A 15,670-nucleotide genomic window follows, 5' to 3' on the forward strand; every position below is an offset into this window, starting at 1 on the left:
GGAGGGCACCGTCTGCAAGCCCGGGGACAAGGACAGGCCGGACGGGATTTTTCATGTGCCGCCGGCAGCGGCGGCACACGATGTCTTCACAGCAGCATCAGTTGCTCGGTTGCCTTGGCCGCGACGACGAACTGGTCGGTCCTGAGGGACCGCCGTTCGGCGTTGAGGCCAAGCCGTTTGGCGGCGATCTCGAAGCGCCGGCCGATCTGCCAGGCATAGGGGCCGGAGCCTTTCATGCGCTTGCCCCAATCCGAATCGTAATCCTTGCCGTCGCGCATCGAGCGGATCAGCGACATGACGTGACGGTAGCGGTCCGGATAATGGCGCAGCAGCCAATCCTTGAAGATCGGCGCGACCTCCAGCGGCAGGCGCAGCACGACATAGCCGGCCTCGCGCGCTCCTGCCGCACGTGCCGAATCGAGGATGCGTTCCATCTCCTGATCGGTCAGGCCGGGGATGATCGGAGCGACCATGACCGAGGCCGGAATGCCGGCGTCCGAAAGCTGCCTGATCGCCTCCAGCCGCTTGGTCGGCGTCGACGCGCGTGGCTCCATCGTTCTGGCCAGCATCCGGTCGAGCGTCGTCACCGACAGCGCCACCTTGGCCAGACCGCGTTCGGCCATGCGCGACAGAATGTCGATGTCGCGCGTCACCAGCGCGGATTTGGTGACGATGCCGACCGGATGGCCGCGCGCCTCCAGCACTTCGAGGATCTCGCGCATGATCCGGTACTGCTTCTCGATCGGCTGATAGGGATCGGTGTTGGTGCCGATGGCGATGGTGCGCGGCTGGTAGCCGTCCTTCGACAGTTCCTTGTCGAGTAGCCGCGCCGCATCCGGCTTGGCGAACAGCCTCGATTCGAAATCCAGCCCGGGCGACAGGCCCATGAAGCTGTGCGTCGGCCGCGCGAAGCAATAGACGCAGCCATGCTCGCAGCCGCGATAGGGGTTGATCGAGCGGTCGAAGGAAATGTCGGGCGATTCGTTACGGGTGATGATGGTGCGCGGCTTTTCGACCTGCACCTCGGTCTTGAAGGGCGGCAGCTCCTCCAGCGAGTTCCAGCCATCATCGAACACATGCCGGCTGACCGGTTCGAACCGGCCGGACGGGTTGATGCCGGCGGACCGGCCGCGATTGCGGTCTGGACGGATTCGGACGCCACTCTGCTCGATCATTGCATTGGCCATCTCGGCCCTTCCAGCCCCGAAGGCGGCAATGTTGGCACGTACGATCTGTTCCATTTTTGCCCTCTCCCAAGGACTGTCGGCTGGCTGTCGAATCGCTCTGTTCATGAAAATAATCCTATTTTTTCCAGCAGAACAAATCAAGAACATTTTGCGATGCGACGCAAAAACTGGCACTGCGCCCCGCATTCCGCTATTCGGCTAACGATGCTTAGCGTTCTCATCCAGACCCTGAATGACGAAGAGAGACTTGCCCGCACACTTGCCTCGCTGATTGGCGGCGCGGTCGAGGGCGTGGTGCGCGATGTCATCGTCTGCGACACCGGCTCGACCGACCAGACGCACCGCGTTGCCGAACATGCCGGCTGCCTTTATGTGGCGAGCGGCGGCATTGCTGCCGGCATCAGGCAGGCCAAGGGCGACTGGCTGCTGCTGCTGGAGCCGGGGGCGCGGTTGGCGGAAGGCTGGATCGACGAAGTCGTCGCCCACACGGCCCGGCAAACCATGCCGGCGCGGTTTTCGCGGGCGCGCGGCAGTCGCGTGCCGTTCCTGTCGCGGGTATTTTCGGGAAACCGGGCACTGGCCGAAGGGCTGGTGATCAGCAAGCGTCAGGCCGCGGCCTTATCGAAAAACGCCCGCAGCGCCGAAGCCATCGCGCGCGGCCTTGCGACCAAGAGGCTCGACGCCGAGATCTGGGTGGCGCCGGCGAAGTGACGGTCGTCACTCTCCCCATAGCGGGCGAGGGAACGTCGCGTCCTTCGTTAGGATGAGGCGGCGCGCAAGCCGTGGGCGGAAAGCGGCATGATGGAATCCGCTTTGGCGCGATACTCTTGGAGGAATGCATATGCTTGTCGTCCTGCGGGAAACTCGCGATACTCAGCAATATTCGGGGAGATTGCAGATGAATGTATCTAAATTCGTTCGTATCGCCTCGCTGGCAGCCGCTTGGTCAGTGCCGGCGATCGCGGTGGCGCAGGAATCGTCGCTTTGGTCGGTTTATGAGAACACGCTCAAATCGGCCAAGTACATCGATCTGACCCACGCCTTCGAGCCGGTGCAGCCTGTATGGCCGGGCTTCGCCAATGCCAAGTTCAAACCGACTGTCGCCGGTCGGGATATCGAGGGCTACGTCAAGGCCGGCGAAGAGTTCACCTACGACAAGCATGGATTCGTTGCGACCGCCTACGAGTTGACGACGGACCAATATGGCACGCAGCTCGATCCACCCTCCCATTGGAATCCACTCGGTGCAACGATCAGCGACCTGCCGGCCACTTATGCCGTGCGGCCGCTCGTCGTGATCGACATCAGCGGCAAGGTGCAGAGCGACGAAGGCTATCACCTCCAGGTCGCCGACATCGAAGAATGGGAAAAGGAGCACGGCCGCATACCGGAGGGTTCGGTCGTCTTCGTGCGTTCGGATTGGTACAAGAAATGGTCCGATGCCGCCCGCTTCAACCAGAAGCCGTTTCCAGGCGTCAGTTTGGACGCGCTGAAGTTCCTGCATCTGGAGCGGAAGATTCTGTTTCACGGTCATGAGCCGCTCGACACCGACACCACGCCCAATCTCGAGGGCGAACATTGGCTGCTTCACAACGATTTCACCCAGGCAGAAGGCGTTGCAAACCTCGACAAGGTGCCTGAGGCCGGGGCGTTGGTTACAATCGGCTTTGCCAAGCCGCTTGGCGGGTCAGGCGGATATGCGCGTTACATCGCTATTGCACCCGCCGATTGGACGGAGGGCGTTTCGGTCACCGAAGCGCCTGGTGCCCCGCTTTCGCGGCAGAAGGCGCCGCTCAAGCGCGACGAGAACGGCGTCTTCCGTCCGACGCCCTGATCACTGGCGATGTCAGCCGGGCGCCGGGCAGACGTTCAGCTCCTCCGGCGCTCGCGAAAACGTGACTGTCCCGACGATAGCCATCATAGTTGCTGGCGCTATCGTGGCATGAGCGCCAGTCCTGCCACGGGAGGCAGCCATGCTCCGCCTATCTGCCGCCGTTCTGCTGATACTGGCTTTCTGGCCGCTCGCCGCTTCGGCCCAGGCAGAGCCGCCGCCGTCGAGATGCGTTGCGATCGCCGAAGCGCTGCCGTCGGCCACCTATGCCAGCTTCACAGCGCCAAAGGCGCAGACGCCTCCGCTGGCCGAGGCTTTCGTCGACGGCGACGTTACGATCACCTATGCCGGCCATTCGACCTACATCATCGAGACGCCCGCCGGCGTCAGGATCGCCACCGACTTTTCCGGCGTTTACGGCGCTGACCCGCTGCCGCGCGTGGTGACCATGAACAAGGCGCACCGCACCCATTATTCGGACCATCCGGATCCCGCCATTGAGTATGTGCTGCGCGGCTGGAATCCGGACGGCGGTCCGGCGCGGCACGCCCTTGTCGTGGACGATGTCTACATCCGCAACGTGCCGACGGATATCCGCAATGGCGGCGATCTCGGCAAGGACGGCAATTCCATCTTCATTTTCGAAGTGGCGGGGCTCTGCATCGGCCATCTCGGCCATCTGCACCACCGGCTGGAAGACGCGCATTACGGCGCCATCGGCCGGCTCGACATCCTTATGGTGCCTATCGACGGCGGCATGACGCTGTCGCTCGACCGGATGACCGAAATCACCGCGCGGCTCTATTCCTCGATGATCCTGCCGATGCATCGCCATGCGACTCCGATCAGCGAATTCACAGGTAGGATGGGCGACGATTTCGCAGTGGAATTCCTGTCCAGCCAGTCGCTGACGGTTTCGCTGAAGACCCTGCCAGACCGGCCGACGATCGTCATTCTCGACGGGGTTTGAATCGCTTCGTCGCGATCTTCTCCACCGTGCGCAACCTCTTCGTTCCACCTCGCTCAAAACACTCGCTGTTGCGAAATCAACGAGCCCTTAACGCTCCGTCAAGCTTGCTGGAAAGTTTGCGACAGCTCCTTTCATTGTGCATTGCACAAAATCTAACCGGGGCTTACCATTCCTTTGATGCGGGCGGATGGGTTTGGGTAACGCCTGAGCGGTGAGCGGCCGACGCTTCGTCGACGCGCCCTTATAGCTGAGGATCCTGATGACCCTTTCAAGTCCTGACCAATCCGGTGCTGCAAGCCTCGAGTCGATCGCCCGAAACGGCAGCCTGCTGCGCCGCATTGCGGTGCGGATTCCGACCTATCTGTCGGACCTTCGCGAAAATCCGGCATGGCTGCCGATGTTCATGCTGGCGCGCACCATGCCGGCGCGGCGGTTGCATTGGCGTGGCGCAAAACCGGTTCGACCCACACAAAAAGACCAGGAGACGATGTTCGCCGGCGTCGATCGTGACGCGGTGGTCGGCGCGCTCCGCTCGGACGGCCTCTTTTCCGGGCTTGCCCTGCCGTCGTCGATCCACGAGGAAATCGCCAGCTTTGCGCAGCGCACGCCTTGCTTCGGCAATTTCGACCGTCGCCTGGAGTTCCTGCCGGCCGAACATGCCGAGGCCGAGAAGCACTTCGGCCGTCCCTTGCTCAGCGGCCATTTTTTCGAGCGGGTTCTCGACTGCAACGCTGCGCTTACCGTACAGCGCGACCCGCTGCTTCTCGACATCGCAGCCCATTATCTCGGCAGCCAGGCGAAGCTGATCACCACGCGCGTCTGGTGGAGCTTTCCGACGAGCTCTGTCTCCGACGCCGAGAAGAACCTGGCGTCGCTTGGCAAATACCACTTCGATCTCGACGATTGGCGGATGCTGAAATTCTTCTTCTATCTCAATCCGGTCGATGCCGAGACCGGTCCGCATGTCTATGTTCGCGGCAGCCATAATCGCCGCATCCTCAAGCATCAGATGACGCTTCTTGTCGGCCACCCCGCGGAAGAGGTTCTGAATGTCTACGGCGCGCAGAGCCCGATTATGCTGACCGGCGAGGCAGGTTTGGGCTTTGTCGAGGATCCCTTCGGCTTCCACATGGGCACCGTGCCGACGCGCAAACCGCGGCTGATGATGGAAGTCGGCTTCGGCGTTTCGCCGCCCTCGCGCCGGCGGTTCCACGGCGAGCCGGTTATTCGCTGATTTTTGGCGCTGATTTTTGGCCCGAAACAGCCTTTTGGGAACCTGGCCTAACTTGTCTTGGTGCCGCCGCGCCTCAGATGTTCGTCCAGGCGCGGCATGATCTCGACGAAGTTGCAGGGCATGTGCCGGTAGTCGAGCTGCGGCTTCAGAATGCCGTCCCAGGCGTCCTTGCAGGCGCCGGGCGAACCCGGCAGCACGAAAACGAAGGTCGCGTTGACGACGCCGCCGGTCGCCCGGCTCTGGATCGTCGAAGTGCCGATCTTGTCATAGGAAATGCGGTGGAACACTTCGGAAAAGCCGTCCATGCGCTTTTCGAAGATCGGCTCCAGCGCCTCCGGCGTCACATCGCGGCCGGTAAAGCCGGTGCCGCCGGCGGTGATGACGACATCGATCGCGTCGTCCCTCGACCAGCCCAGAACCTTGTCTCGGATTTTTTCGCGGTCGTCGGTGACGATGTCGCGGGCGGCCAGGATATGGCCGGCCTCCACGATGCGGTCGGCCAGCGTTTCGCCGGATTTGTCGTCGGCGAGGCTGCGCGTATCGGAAACGGTCAGCACCGCGATGCGCACGGGAATGAAGGAGCGGCTCTCGTCAATCCTGGCCATGCATGTCAGCCTCCGATGTCATGCTTCGCGTCGCGGCGACGAACCAGTCGGGATGGCGGCTGCGGATATCGACGGCCGCGCGCTTGGCGACATTGCCGGTCTCGAACAGCCCGAAGCAGGTCGCGCCGGAACCGGACATCCGGGCGAACCCCGCTCCGGCCTTGTCGAGCACCGACAGCGCCTTGCCGACGGCGGGTTGGATCGCCCGCGCCGCGGGCTCGAGATCGTTGCGGGTGATCTCCAGCCAGTTGCGGATACTGTGGAAGTCGAGGCTGCGCGGCAGCGGCGGCAGTCCCTCATTGTTACGATCGGAAAGCGCATTGAACACGTCGGCCGTAGAGATGGCAGTGCCGGGATTGACGAGAACCAGCCCGAGTGCGGGAAAGCCCGGCACGGCCGACAGTTCGTCGCCAACGCCACGCGCGATCAATGGCTTTGCCGCGAGGCACATGGGAACGTCGGCGCCAAGCGAGAGGCCGATCCGCGCCAGGTCGGCGTCGTCGAGGTCCAGTCTCCATGTCTCAGCCAGCCCGCGCAGCACCGTTGCGGCGTCGCTCGACCCGCCGCCGACGCCCGACGCGACCGGCAGGTTCTTTTCGAGCCTGATGGCGACCGGCGGCATATGCCGCTGACCGGCCTGCTCTCGCAACGCGTTGCGCGCTTTCACGACCAGATTGCCGTCGTCGAGCGGGACCGCGGAGGCGTATCGGCCCGACACGGAAAACCCGTCGCTGTCGGCAATCTCGATCTCGACCCTGTCGCCGAAGCGCGTGAACACCGCCAGGCTCTCGATCATGTGATAGCCGTCGGCGCGCCTGGCGGTGACGTGCAGCGCGAGATTTATCTTGGCATGTGCATGCAATGCCCGAACGGTGATGCCGGAATCCGCTGTGTCAGTCGCGAGAGAGATGATGTCAGTCCTTGGCCAGACGGTATTCGCCGGTCTTCGGGTCCTTGACCAGCGTGCCCATTGTGCCGTTGGTAGCCTGTTTTTCGGTGCGCCGTATCTTGGCCGTCACGCGCTCGGCTTCCCTGATGAAGGAGCGATAGCCGAAATAGGCGAGCAGGCCGACTGCGATGAAGAAAATGATCTGTGGCATGTCAAACTCCTTCCTCGCAAGGCCGGCTGCGGTGGCCGGTCGGGTCGGTCAAGCTCTTAAGTTAGACGCTTTTGCCGGTTTTTCAAAGCCCGAAGCGCGCCCACAGCGCGCGCTCTTCCGCCGCATCGATCACGCCGCTTGCGGCAGCAGCGGCGATATCGGGCGCCGAAAAGCCCCACTTGCTTGAGCCGAACCAGCCGAAGCGGCCGAACAGGCCGCGCGGCGCCGTGATCAGTTTGAGCTGGGTTTTGGGCCCGAAACGGGTCTTCAGCACGCTGCGCATATCGCCGAGCGCATCGACAAGGCCGAGCTCCAGCCCCTTCTTGCCGGTCCAGAACAAGCCGGTGAATAGGTCCGAGTCGTCCTTGAGCTTGGGACCGCGCCGGTCCTTGACGAGGTCGATGAACGTCTCGTGGACATCGAGCTGCAGCGCCTTCAACCGCTCGATATCTTCCTTTTTCTCGGGCTTGAACGGATCGAGCACCGCCTTGTTCTGGCCGGCAGTATGGACGCGGCGCTCGACGCCGATCTTCTTCAACAGCTCGGGAAAGCCGAACGAGGCCGACACCACGCCGATCGAACCGACGATGGAGGACGGATCGGCAAAGATCTCGTCGCCGGCGATCGCGATCATGTAGCCGCCCGAAGCCGCCACGTCCTCGACGAAGACCAGTACCTTTTTGTTCTTCTCGGTCGCCAGGTCGCGGATGCGTCTGAAGATCAGCCGCGACTGCACCGGCGAGCCGCCCGGCGAATTGATCGAGATGGCGACCACGGGCGCATCGAAGGAAAACGCCTTCTCGATAGGGCCGGCAGTGGATGCGAGCGACAGGCTGGGCCGGAACTGGCCGCCGCCGGGCATGATCGTGCCGTGCAGCCGGATGACGGGAATGACGACGATGTCGGAACGCCAGGATTTCGGCAGTAGGCGGTTCAGGAAGCGTTTCACGGGGTCTCCGCTCGATTGGCTTGAAGGCATGTAGGGATTCGCCGGCCAACGGCAATGCCGCGCCGCCGGCCGGTAGAAAAAGGCTCAGTCGCCGAACAGCGAAGCCAGCCCGTTGTTGATCATCTCGGTCCGCTCGGTTGGGCCGTCGCCTGATTGTGCATGCAGCATCAGCGGCGGGCGGATCGACAGTTTTCCGCGTGCGCCGAGTATTGCCCTGACGACAATGCGGATCGCCGCTGCCTCGGGGCGAGGGTGGACGGCCAGCATCTCGGCGTCGCCGAAGCGGCCTGATATCGCATCGAGGATGGCGCCGAGCTGATCCGGCCGGGCAATCACGGCAAGACCACCGCGCGGCCTGACCACGGCAGCCGCACTTCGGATCCAGCTGTCGAACAGCCCGTCCTCCATGACATGCGCCGCCTTTCTGAGCGGGTCGGGAGTGGCGCGATCCTCGGCGGCATTGAAGGGCGGGTTCATGATGACGAAATCGAAGGAATTGTCGGCAAGCCCGGCGGCTGTTCGCGCTTGGCCCGACAGCGCGACGTCGGCGGCGAGCACCGAGGCGCGGTCGTTGAGATGCGCATTGCCGGGGTGGGCAAGCGTCGTTGCGGCGAAGGCAGCCATCTCCGGAGACCGTTCGATGAGCACGGCCTCGGCATCAGGACAGCGCGACAGCACGGCCAGGCCTGCGGCACCGGCACCCGCGCCGAAATCGGCAAGGCGCCCGGCGAAGGCGGACGGCACGGAGGCCGCCAGCATCATGGCGTCCATGCCGGCGCGATGGCCGGCCTGTTTCGGCTGCACAAGCCAGAACCGCCCGCGATGGAAGGCATCGACCGTATGGGCCGGCGTGTCCTGGGCAAGGGTGGCGCGCGCCGCGGACATTAGGTCTGGCGCATCTCGTTGGCGATGCCGGCATCGGTCAGGATGCGCCGCGCCGCATCGGCCTGGTCGGCGTCGACCATGATGCGCCGGGGCAGGATGCCGATCGAACCGTCGAGCACGCTCATGTTCTGGTCGGCGACGAAACAGCCGATGCCGGCATCGCGCATCAGTGATTCGACAAATGAGATGATCACGGCATCGTTGGTGCGGATAAGCTCTATCATCGGACGAAACTCGCAGGTTGCAGCGTCTATGTAAACGTGGGTGGCTCCCGTCGCCACCTCGACCGCGCCAAATCGCCTCTTGCCGTGCCTGTGGGTACCGCCCTAGAGTCTGCAGCGGTATCGGGGTGCCGTCGTGCGCGTGACTTAAGACGGGAGTTTTGTCGTGGGTGTCGTTCTCAACATTGAAAACGGGAAGCGGGAAGCCGCATCCATCAAGGATCTCATCGACCTGACTTCGGCCGATATGGGGCGCGTCAACAAATTGATCCTGTCGAAGGCCGGTTCCGACGTCGAGATGATCCCGGAGATTGCCAACCACCTGATCTCTTCGGGTGGCAAGCGGCTGAGGCCTATGCTGACGCTCGCCTCAGCCCAGATGTTCGGCTATTCCGGCGAGGGCCATGTCAAGCTCGCCACATCAGTCGAGTTCATGCACACCGCCACGCTCCTCCACGACGATGTCGTCGACGAGAGCGGCATGCGGCGCGGCAAGAAGACCGCCCGCATGATCTGGGGCAACCAGGCGAGCGTGCTGGTCGGCGATTTCCTGCTCGGCCAGGCTTTCCGCATGATGGTCGATGTCGGTTCGCTGGAAGCGCTCGACATCCTGTCCAGCGCCGCCTCGATCATTGCCGAGGGCGAGGTGATGCAACTCGCCGCCGCCAAGAACCTCGAAACCACGGAGGATGAGCATTTCGCGGTGATCAAGGCCAAGACCGCGGCCCTCTTCTCGGCTGCCGCCGAAGTCGGTCCAGTTATCGCCCAGGCGACGCGAAACGATCGTGCGGCGCTGCGCTCCTATGGCATGAATCTCGGCCTTGCCTTCCAGCTGATCGACGATGCGCTGGATTATGGCGGCACCAGCAAGGATCTGGGCAAGAATGTCGGCGACGACTTCCGCGAAGGCAAAGTGACGCTGCCGGTGATTCTCGCCTACCGGCGCGGCACCAAGGCCGAGCGCACCTTCTGGAAGCGCGCCATCGAGGACAATTTCACCGACGACGCCGGGCTGGAAAAGGCGATCGGATTGATGACTCGCCACGGCGCGATCGCTGACACTATCGGGCGCGCCGGCCATTTCGGCGAGATCGCGCGCGACGCGCTGGCGCCGCTTGAAGCGACGCCGCAGAAATCGGCGCTGATCGACGTCATCGATTTCTGCATCAGCCGGGTGAACTGAAAGGCATCGCCGACATTTGGCCGGCACGGCGCCCCGCCCCCTCATCTTGGTTTCCCCGGAAGAACCATTGCGGCGAGCAGGCTGAAAATGATGCCTGCCGCAGCGAGCCAGAAGGCGACCTGAATGCCGTCGGCGACGGCGATCTTCAAGGCACCGCCCGTCAATCCGCCGACATGGCGGTTGGCAATCGCGATCAACACCGCCATGCCGATCGCATTGCCGACATTGAGCATGGTGGAAGCCATCCCCGATGCGACACCTTGCTCGTCATGGGAAACACCCGAGGCGGCGGCGATCCACATGGCAGTCCAGACGATGCCTTGTCCAATGCCGGAGATGATCAAGCCGGGTACGAGGGACAGATAGCTGCTGTCGGCGTCGGCACCAGATACCATCAGGGCCGTCCCGATCGCCCCGACGACCATGCCGCCGACCAGCGTGGCGCGCGTCGAAAAACGCGTTGCCAGACGTTCGCCGACCTGGGTGCCGGCCGCGATGGCGATGGATGGCACCAGGAACGCCAAGCCGGTCTGCAAGGCGGTGAAGCCATGCACGTTCTGCAGCAGCACGGTGAGAAAGTAGGGCAGGGCCCCGAAGGTCCCCATGTAGAGGAAGGTGATCGTCATGCCGGCGACGAGGCTGCGGTTGTGGAACAGGCGCAGCGGCATCAGCGGGTCGGCGCTCTTGGCCTCTATCACCGCGAAGGTGGTCAGGAAAATTACCGCCAGCAAGGCGCTGGCCATGATCGCGGTCGACCACCAGCCATATTCGGGCCCTTGAACCAGCGTGAAGACGAGCAAGGTCGCGCCGGTGGTGACGGCCAGCGCGCCCGGCAGATCGAAGCTGCGGTATTCGTGCCGCTTGCTGTCACGCGGAATGATGGCGAAAGCCGCGACGATCGCGACCCCCGCCAAAAGCACGTTGACATAGAAGACAGAGGGCCAGCCGAAGGCGCTGGTGAGAAGCCCTCCCGCCAGCGAGCCGAGCGTCAGGCCGCTCGCTCCGGCGCCGCCCCAGACCGCAAGTGCCCGGTTGCGCTCCGGCCCCTCGGCAAACAGGCGGTTGATCAGCGACAGCGTGGCCGGGAACAGGAAGGCGGCGCCGATGCCTTGCACCGCACGGGCCGTGATGATGACTTCCGGCGACCAGGCAAGGCCGCCGACCAGGGACGAAAGCGCATAGAGCCAAAGCGCAAAGATGAAAACGCGGCGCTGGCCGATCAGGTCAGCGGCCCGACCGCCGAACAGCAGGAAGCCACCGGTGAACACGGTGTAGGCGCTGACCACCCATTGCAGGGTCTGGCCCGAAAAGCCCAGCCCGTCACCGATTTCCGGCAACGCCACGAAGACGATGTTGAGGTCGAGTGCGATGATGAGCTGCGCGAAAGCGAGCAATGCCAGCGTGGCGCCGCGCTTCGCGCCGACCCCTGTTGCCCCGGCGAACGGCGCGCCCTGATCGAGTGAACTCATGTCAATCTCCATGTCGACGATTCTTTATCGATCGACAAAGAATTGAGTTTGCAATCCGAAGTCAAGCGGATTATTTGTTGATCGATAAAAAATGGAGATCGCAATGGCGGGAAGGCCAAGGGAGTTCGATCGCGACCAGGCGCTGGAGAAGGCCCGCGACGCCTTCTGGACACGCGGCTATGAGGGCACCTCGATGGCCGATCTCGTGTCGGCGCTCGGTCTGGCTTCGCCGCGCATCTATGCCGCTTTCGGCTCGAAGGAGGACCTGTTTCGCGAGGCGGTGGCGCTTTACGAGGCCAATGAAGGCGGCTTCGCCACTCGCGCGCTGGCGGAGGAACCGACCGCCCGGCGGGTCATCGAGCGAATGTTGCGAGAAGCCGTCGAGACCTACACCAGGCCGGGGCGGCCGCAGGGCTGCATGGTGGTGTCGGCCGCGACCAACTGCGCCGTTGAAAACGACAGTGTGCTCCACTGGCTGGCGGAGCATCGCCTGGCCCGCACCGCATCGATCGTCGAGCGACTGAAGCAGGGCGTTCGAGACGGAGAGCTGAAGCCGGATACGGATGCCGAAACGTTGGGCGATTACTACGCGACGCTGATGCACGGTCTCTCGGTGCAGGCGCGCGACGGCGTGCCGAAAGAGCGGCTGCACGCTCTGATCACCGTGGCAATGCAGTCGCTGGACGCAAGACTCATCCAGGGGGCCTGAGCTTCATCGACCGGCGCCGGAAATCTGCACGGAATTCCCGGCAGATCAGCAGATACTCATGGGCATGTCGAGATCACGAAAACGACCACGTGCTCTTCAGCAGCGCCACGAGCTGGCTCTGACGGCTAGTTTCGGTCTTCCGGAAGATCCGCTCGAGATAGGTGCGGGCCGATTTGACGGCGATGCCGATTTCCATGGCCGCCTCCTGCACCGAAAGGCCCGAGGCAAGCTCGACGGCGAGCCGGGCTTCTGCCGGCGTCAGGTCGAACAGGCCTGAAAGGATACTGGGCGATGGAACAGTCGCGCCGATGCCGACCACGGTTGCGGCAACGAGAATGTCCGCGCCCGAAAAAATATCATGCGCGGCGCGGCGCAGCGGCAACAGGTGAACGACCAGCGCGGACCGCCCCTTGATGGCAGCGACGGGGACGGACCGCACGACGCGGTTATCCCGGTTCTGCGCGATCGCCTGCTGGAACAGCGCGTTTGCAGTTTGATCGGCAATCGCGATGCCGCCATGGGCTGTGGGAAGGAAGACGTCGGCCATGTCTTCGAAAAGCGGATTGGCCGTCAGCACACGGCCCGATCCACTCATGCCCGATCCATTCATGATTGCGGCCGGCAGCCCGATTTCCCGGAGAATGGATACGGCGGTCCTGGCCCGTTCCAGGCCCAGGCGCCCGGCGACAAGGCCGGCCCGTGCGAGGTGCGGACGCAGTCCGTTCAACAGTCCGATTGCGGCCTGGTCATAACTCCCGTCCTTCAGCCAGCGCTGGAAGACAAAAAGGACAAGCTCGCGGCCAGGCATGGGGATGGCTGTGCACAGATGCGGCCCGATGCCAAACGCGGTGGCACTTTTGCGAACGGGATCGCACTCGATCTCCTCGCAGATGATGAAATTATCGACCCGCACAAAGGTTGCCGGCTGCGCGGCGCACATGCGCTTCACGCTCTCGGAGAACCGCCAAGTATCCCCCTTCATGAACGCGTCGAGCAAGGGCTGGACATGCGTTTCGGTGATGGCGCGGACCGGCGAATGATCGCTGACTACAAAGATCGCGCCGTTTGCCGAGCGGGAGATCGCGCTTGCCGCCGCCAGTACCTCCGGCCACAGCTCGGCCGCGAACGCCGCTTCGTAGATTCGATCGACAATGGCGAAGGCCTGCTGGTCCTGCGGCATTTCCAGCATCGGCATCTTCCTGGGCGAAGCAACGGCATCCATCTGCACAGTTCCACGCATCATTCCGCTGCGTAAACTTTCGCCGCCCGCCGCTTACGGATCGCTTACGGCATCGCGGCGCCGGTGCTGCAGCAGGACAGGCCGGCGGCGCGTCAGGCCGGCAAAGCGCGGTCGACGGTCGCAGTTGGGCGCATTTTCGCGTGGTTTTTGATAGCATTACCCGATTGTGAATTCGGGCCGGGTTGAAGCGTCACCGCAAAAAGGCCATGCTTTGCCTGGAAAAGATCGAGTCTACGGCGATCCCGCTGACGCGGGCATGGCTTTGACTGAAAGGGGTACGATGCGGCAAGGATGTGCGCGCTGGCTGACAGGGCTGGCAATTGTGACGGGCATGGCGGTCTCCGGTCTGCCCGCCTATGCCAAAGAGACCACCGAGCCGGTCAATATCACGTCGTTCTCGGGGGCCTATCTTGCCGCGCGGGTCGCCGAAGGCGACAATGATCTCGACAGCGCCATCGCCTACTACAAGCAGGCGCTCGCCTTCGCTCCCGGTGACACCTCGTTGCAGCAAAGCCTGATGCTGTCGCTGATCGCGCAGGGGCGCTTCGAAGAATCCCTGGTCTATGCCGACAAGCTCAAGACGGTTCCCGACGTCGAGCGGTTCTCGCGCCTGGCGCTGGCCGTCGGCTCCTTTCACAAGAAGGACTTTTCCAAGGCCGAATACTGGCTCAAGCTTTCGCTCGAATCCGATCTCGACCGGCTGATCTCCGGCGTCATGACCGGCTGGGCCAAGCAGGGCGCCGGCGACCCCGGCGAGGCCATGGCCTCGATCGACAGACTGCAGGGCCCGGACTGGTTCGGCCTCTTCAAATCCTTCCATCGCGCGCTTATCGCCGATGCCTCGGGCCTGCCCGAAAAGGCGGATGCGATTTACGCCGCGACCTTGCAGGACACCGCGACCGGCGCCGCCGCGCCCGAAACCTGGATGCGCAATGCGCAGGCCTATGCCTCCTTCCTTGCCCGCAAGGGCGACAATGACAAGGCGCTGTCCGTGCTCGATCAGGCCGAGGCATTTGCCCCCGGCAAGGTCGAGATATCAGCGCTTCGCGACAAGATCACCAAGGGCGAGAAGGTCGAACCCTTCGTTGTAGGCGCGTCCGACGGCGCCTCGGAAATTCTGCTCGATCTCGCCACCGCGCTCAATCGCGGTGGCGGCGAGCCGTTCGTTCGCCTCTATCTGCAATATGCCCTGGCACTGAGGCCCGACAGCGACGCGGCCCTTGTCCAACTCGCCGCCGTTTCCGAGCAGTTGAAGGACGGCGAGGGCGCCATCGCCTTCTATCGCCGCATCCCGGCCAGTTCGCCACTGAAGGCGCTTTCGGAACTGCAGCTCGGCCTCAACCTTGCCGATCTCGACCGCTATGACGAGGCCATCGCCCATCTGAAGGCCCTCGTCCAAGCGCATCCCGACGACATGCGTGCCTATCAGGCGCTCGGTGGCGTCTATGCCTCAAAGGAGGATTTCCGCTCCGCGGCCGGTCTCTATGACAATGCGGTAGCGATGCTGAAGACCCCGACCCGCGCTGACTGGAATATTTTCTACCAGCGCGGCATCGCCTATGAGCGGCTGAAGGAGTGGCCCAAGGCCGAGCCGAATTTTCGCAAGGCGCTGGAATTGTTCCCCGACCAGCCGCAGGTTCTGAACTATCTCGGCTATTCCTGGGTGGACATGAACGTCAACCTCGAGGAAGGCCTTCAGATGATCCAGAAGGCCGTCGACCTCAGGCCGAGCGACGGCTACATCGTCGATTCGCTGGGCTGGGCCTATTTCCGCATGGGCAGGTTTGAAGACGCTGTGCGCGAAATGGAGCGCGCCGTGTCGCTGAAGCCGGAAGATCCGGTGCTGAACGATCACCTCGGCGATGCCTATTGGCGCGTCGGCCGCAGGCTGGAAGCCACGTTCCAGTGGAACCAGGCCCGCGACCTGAAGCCGGATCCCGACGTGCTCGCCGCCTTGCAGCAGAAACTGCTAAAGGGCCTGCCGCCGATCGAATCCAACACAGCGCAGGAAACCCCGAAGGTCAAGCCCGAGCCGGCGCCCGCGCCGAAGGGCTGAATACTTCTGAATTCGATTATGCGGGGCTCGT

The 15,670-nt window shown here is 63.4% G+C and carries 16 protein-coding genes; 7 read left to right on the plus strand and 9 right to left on the minus strand.

Annotation, left to right across the window (positions count from 1 at the left end; all coding sequences use genetic code 11):
* Nucleotides 1-86: 86 nt before the first annotated feature.
* Nucleotides 87-1,241 carry a PA0069 family radical SAM protein gene (locus BQ8482_RS08375; RefSeq protein ID WP_123147027.1) on the minus strand — a complete coding sequence of 385 codons (1,155 nt, stop codon included), beginning with the start codon at nucleotides 1,239-1,241 and terminating at the stop codon, nucleotides 87-89.
* Nucleotides 1,242-1,391: 150 nt separating this feature from the next.
* On the opposite strand from BQ8482_RS08375, the gene BQ8482_RS08380 reads away from it, so the two are divergent.
* The 4 genes from BQ8482_RS08380 to BQ8482_RS08395 all read left to right on the plus strand — a co-directional run bounded on the left by BQ8482_RS08380 (nucleotide 1,392) and on the right by BQ8482_RS08395 (nucleotide 5,222).
* Nucleotides 1,392-1,898, plus strand: coding sequence for a glycosyltransferase (locus BQ8482_RS08380; protein ID WP_095491071.1), 507 nt, complete (start codon nucleotides 1,392-1,394; stop codon nucleotides 1,896-1,898).
* A 187-nt stretch (nucleotides 1,899-2,085) separates the two neighbouring features.
* The gene (locus BQ8482_RS08385) at nucleotides 2,086-3,021 is read left to right on the plus strand and encodes a cyclase family protein (RefSeq protein ID WP_123147028.1); all 936 of its coding nucleotides are present in this window, start codon (nucleotides 2,086-2,088) and stop codon (nucleotides 3,019-3,021) included.
* Nucleotides 3,022-3,160: 139 nt separating this feature from the next.
* Nucleotides 3,161-3,988: an MBL fold metallo-hydrolase gene (locus tag BQ8482_RS08390; protein ID WP_123147029.1), complete on the plus strand. Its 828-nt coding sequence runs from the start codon at nucleotides 3,161-3,163 to the stop codon at nucleotides 3,986-3,988.
* A 259-nt stretch (nucleotides 3,989-4,247) separates the two neighbouring features.
* Entirely contained in the window at nucleotides 4,248-5,222 is a 975-nt protein-coding gene (locus BQ8482_RS08395) for a phytanoyl-CoA dioxygenase family protein (RefSeq protein ID WP_123147030.1), read from the plus strand.
* Between the two features lie 47 nt (nucleotides 5,223-5,269).
* Here BQ8482_RS08395 and moaB read toward each other — a convergent pair whose 3' ends face one another.
* The 6 genes from moaB to BQ8482_RS08425 form a co-directional block, all read right to left on the minus strand.
* Complete coding sequence (gene moaB / locus BQ8482_RS08400) at nucleotides 5,270-5,827, minus strand: molybdenum cofactor biosynthesis protein B (protein WP_123147031.1); 558 nt, start codon at nucleotides 5,825-5,827, stop codon at nucleotides 5,270-5,272.
* Nucleotides 5,814-6,704, minus strand: coding sequence for a 4-(cytidine 5'-diphospho)-2-C-methyl-D-erythritol kinase (locus tag BQ8482_RS08405; protein WP_165848498.1), 891 nt, complete (start codon nucleotides 6,702-6,704; stop codon nucleotides 5,814-5,816). The genes moaB and BQ8482_RS08405 overlap by 14 nt, the downstream gene beginning before the upstream one ends.
* A 37-nt stretch (nucleotides 6,705-6,741) precedes the next feature.
* Nucleotides 6,742-6,927, minus strand: coding sequence for a hypothetical protein (locus BQ8482_RS08410; RefSeq protein ID WP_095491078.1), 186 nt, complete (start codon nucleotides 6,925-6,927; stop codon nucleotides 6,742-6,744).
* Nucleotides 6,928-7,009: 82 nt separating this feature from the next.
* The gene (locus BQ8482_RS08415) at nucleotides 7,010-7,876 is read right to left on the minus strand and encodes a S49 family peptidase (protein WP_123147469.1); all 867 of its coding nucleotides are present in this window, start codon (nucleotides 7,874-7,876) and stop codon (nucleotides 7,010-7,012) included.
* A gap of 84 nt (nucleotides 7,877-7,960) precedes the next feature.
* Nucleotides 7,961-8,761 carry a tRNA1(Val) (adenine(37)-N6)-methyltransferase gene (locus BQ8482_RS08420; protein ID WP_123147033.1) on the minus strand — a complete coding sequence of 267 codons (801 nt, stop codon included), beginning with the start codon at nucleotides 8,759-8,761 and terminating at the stop codon, nucleotides 7,961-7,963.
* A complete protein-coding gene (locus BQ8482_RS08425) occupies nucleotides 8,761-8,985 on the minus strand; it encodes a putative signal transducing protein (RefSeq protein ID WP_095491081.1) in 225 nt (74 codons plus the stop codon). The genes BQ8482_RS08420 and BQ8482_RS08425 overlap by 1 nt, the downstream gene beginning before the upstream one ends.
* Before the next feature lie 163 nt (nucleotides 8,986-9,148).
* Here BQ8482_RS08425 and BQ8482_RS08430 point away from each other — a divergent pair, with 163 nt between their 5' ends.
* Entirely contained in the window at nucleotides 9,149-10,165 is a 1,017-nt protein-coding gene (locus BQ8482_RS08430; protein ID WP_123147034.1) for a polyprenyl synthetase family protein, read from the plus strand.
* A gap of 41 nt (nucleotides 10,166-10,206) precedes the next feature.
* Here the strand turns inward: BQ8482_RS08430 and BQ8482_RS08435 are convergent, their stop codons facing one another.
* On the minus strand, nucleotides 10,207-11,634 hold the full coding sequence (locus BQ8482_RS08435; RefSeq protein WP_244602657.1) for an MFS transporter: 1,428 nt from the start codon (nucleotides 11,632-11,634) through the stop codon (nucleotides 10,207-10,209).
* Between the two features lie 103 nt (nucleotides 11,635-11,737).
* On the opposite strand from BQ8482_RS08435, the gene BQ8482_RS08440 reads away from it, so the two are divergent.
* Nucleotides 11,738-12,343, plus strand: coding sequence for a TetR/AcrR family transcriptional regulator (locus BQ8482_RS08440; protein WP_123147470.1), 606 nt, complete (start codon nucleotides 11,738-11,740; stop codon nucleotides 12,341-12,343).
* 73 nt (nucleotides 12,344-12,416) lie between these two features.
* Here the strand turns inward: BQ8482_RS08440 and BQ8482_RS08445 are convergent, their stop codons facing one another.
* A complete protein-coding gene (locus BQ8482_RS08445) occupies nucleotides 12,417-13,565 on the minus strand; it encodes a helix-turn-helix transcriptional regulator (RefSeq protein WP_244602658.1) in 1,149 nt (382 codons plus the stop codon).
* A gap of 298 nt (nucleotides 13,566-13,863) precedes the next feature.
* Here BQ8482_RS08445 and BQ8482_RS08450 point away from each other — a divergent pair, with 298 nt between their 5' ends.
* The gene (locus tag BQ8482_RS08450) at nucleotides 13,864-15,639 is read left to right on the plus strand and encodes a tetratricopeptide repeat protein (protein ID WP_123147036.1); all 1,776 of its coding nucleotides are present in this window, start codon (nucleotides 13,864-13,866) and stop codon (nucleotides 15,637-15,639) included.
* The last annotated feature ends 31 nt before the right edge of the window (nucleotides 15,640-15,670 follow it).

It is taken from the genome of Mesorhizobium delmotii (assembly GCF_900149755.1).
Classification (GTDB): domain Bacteria; phylum Pseudomonadota; class Alphaproteobacteria; order Rhizobiales; family Rhizobiaceae; genus Mesorhizobium; species Mesorhizobium delmotii.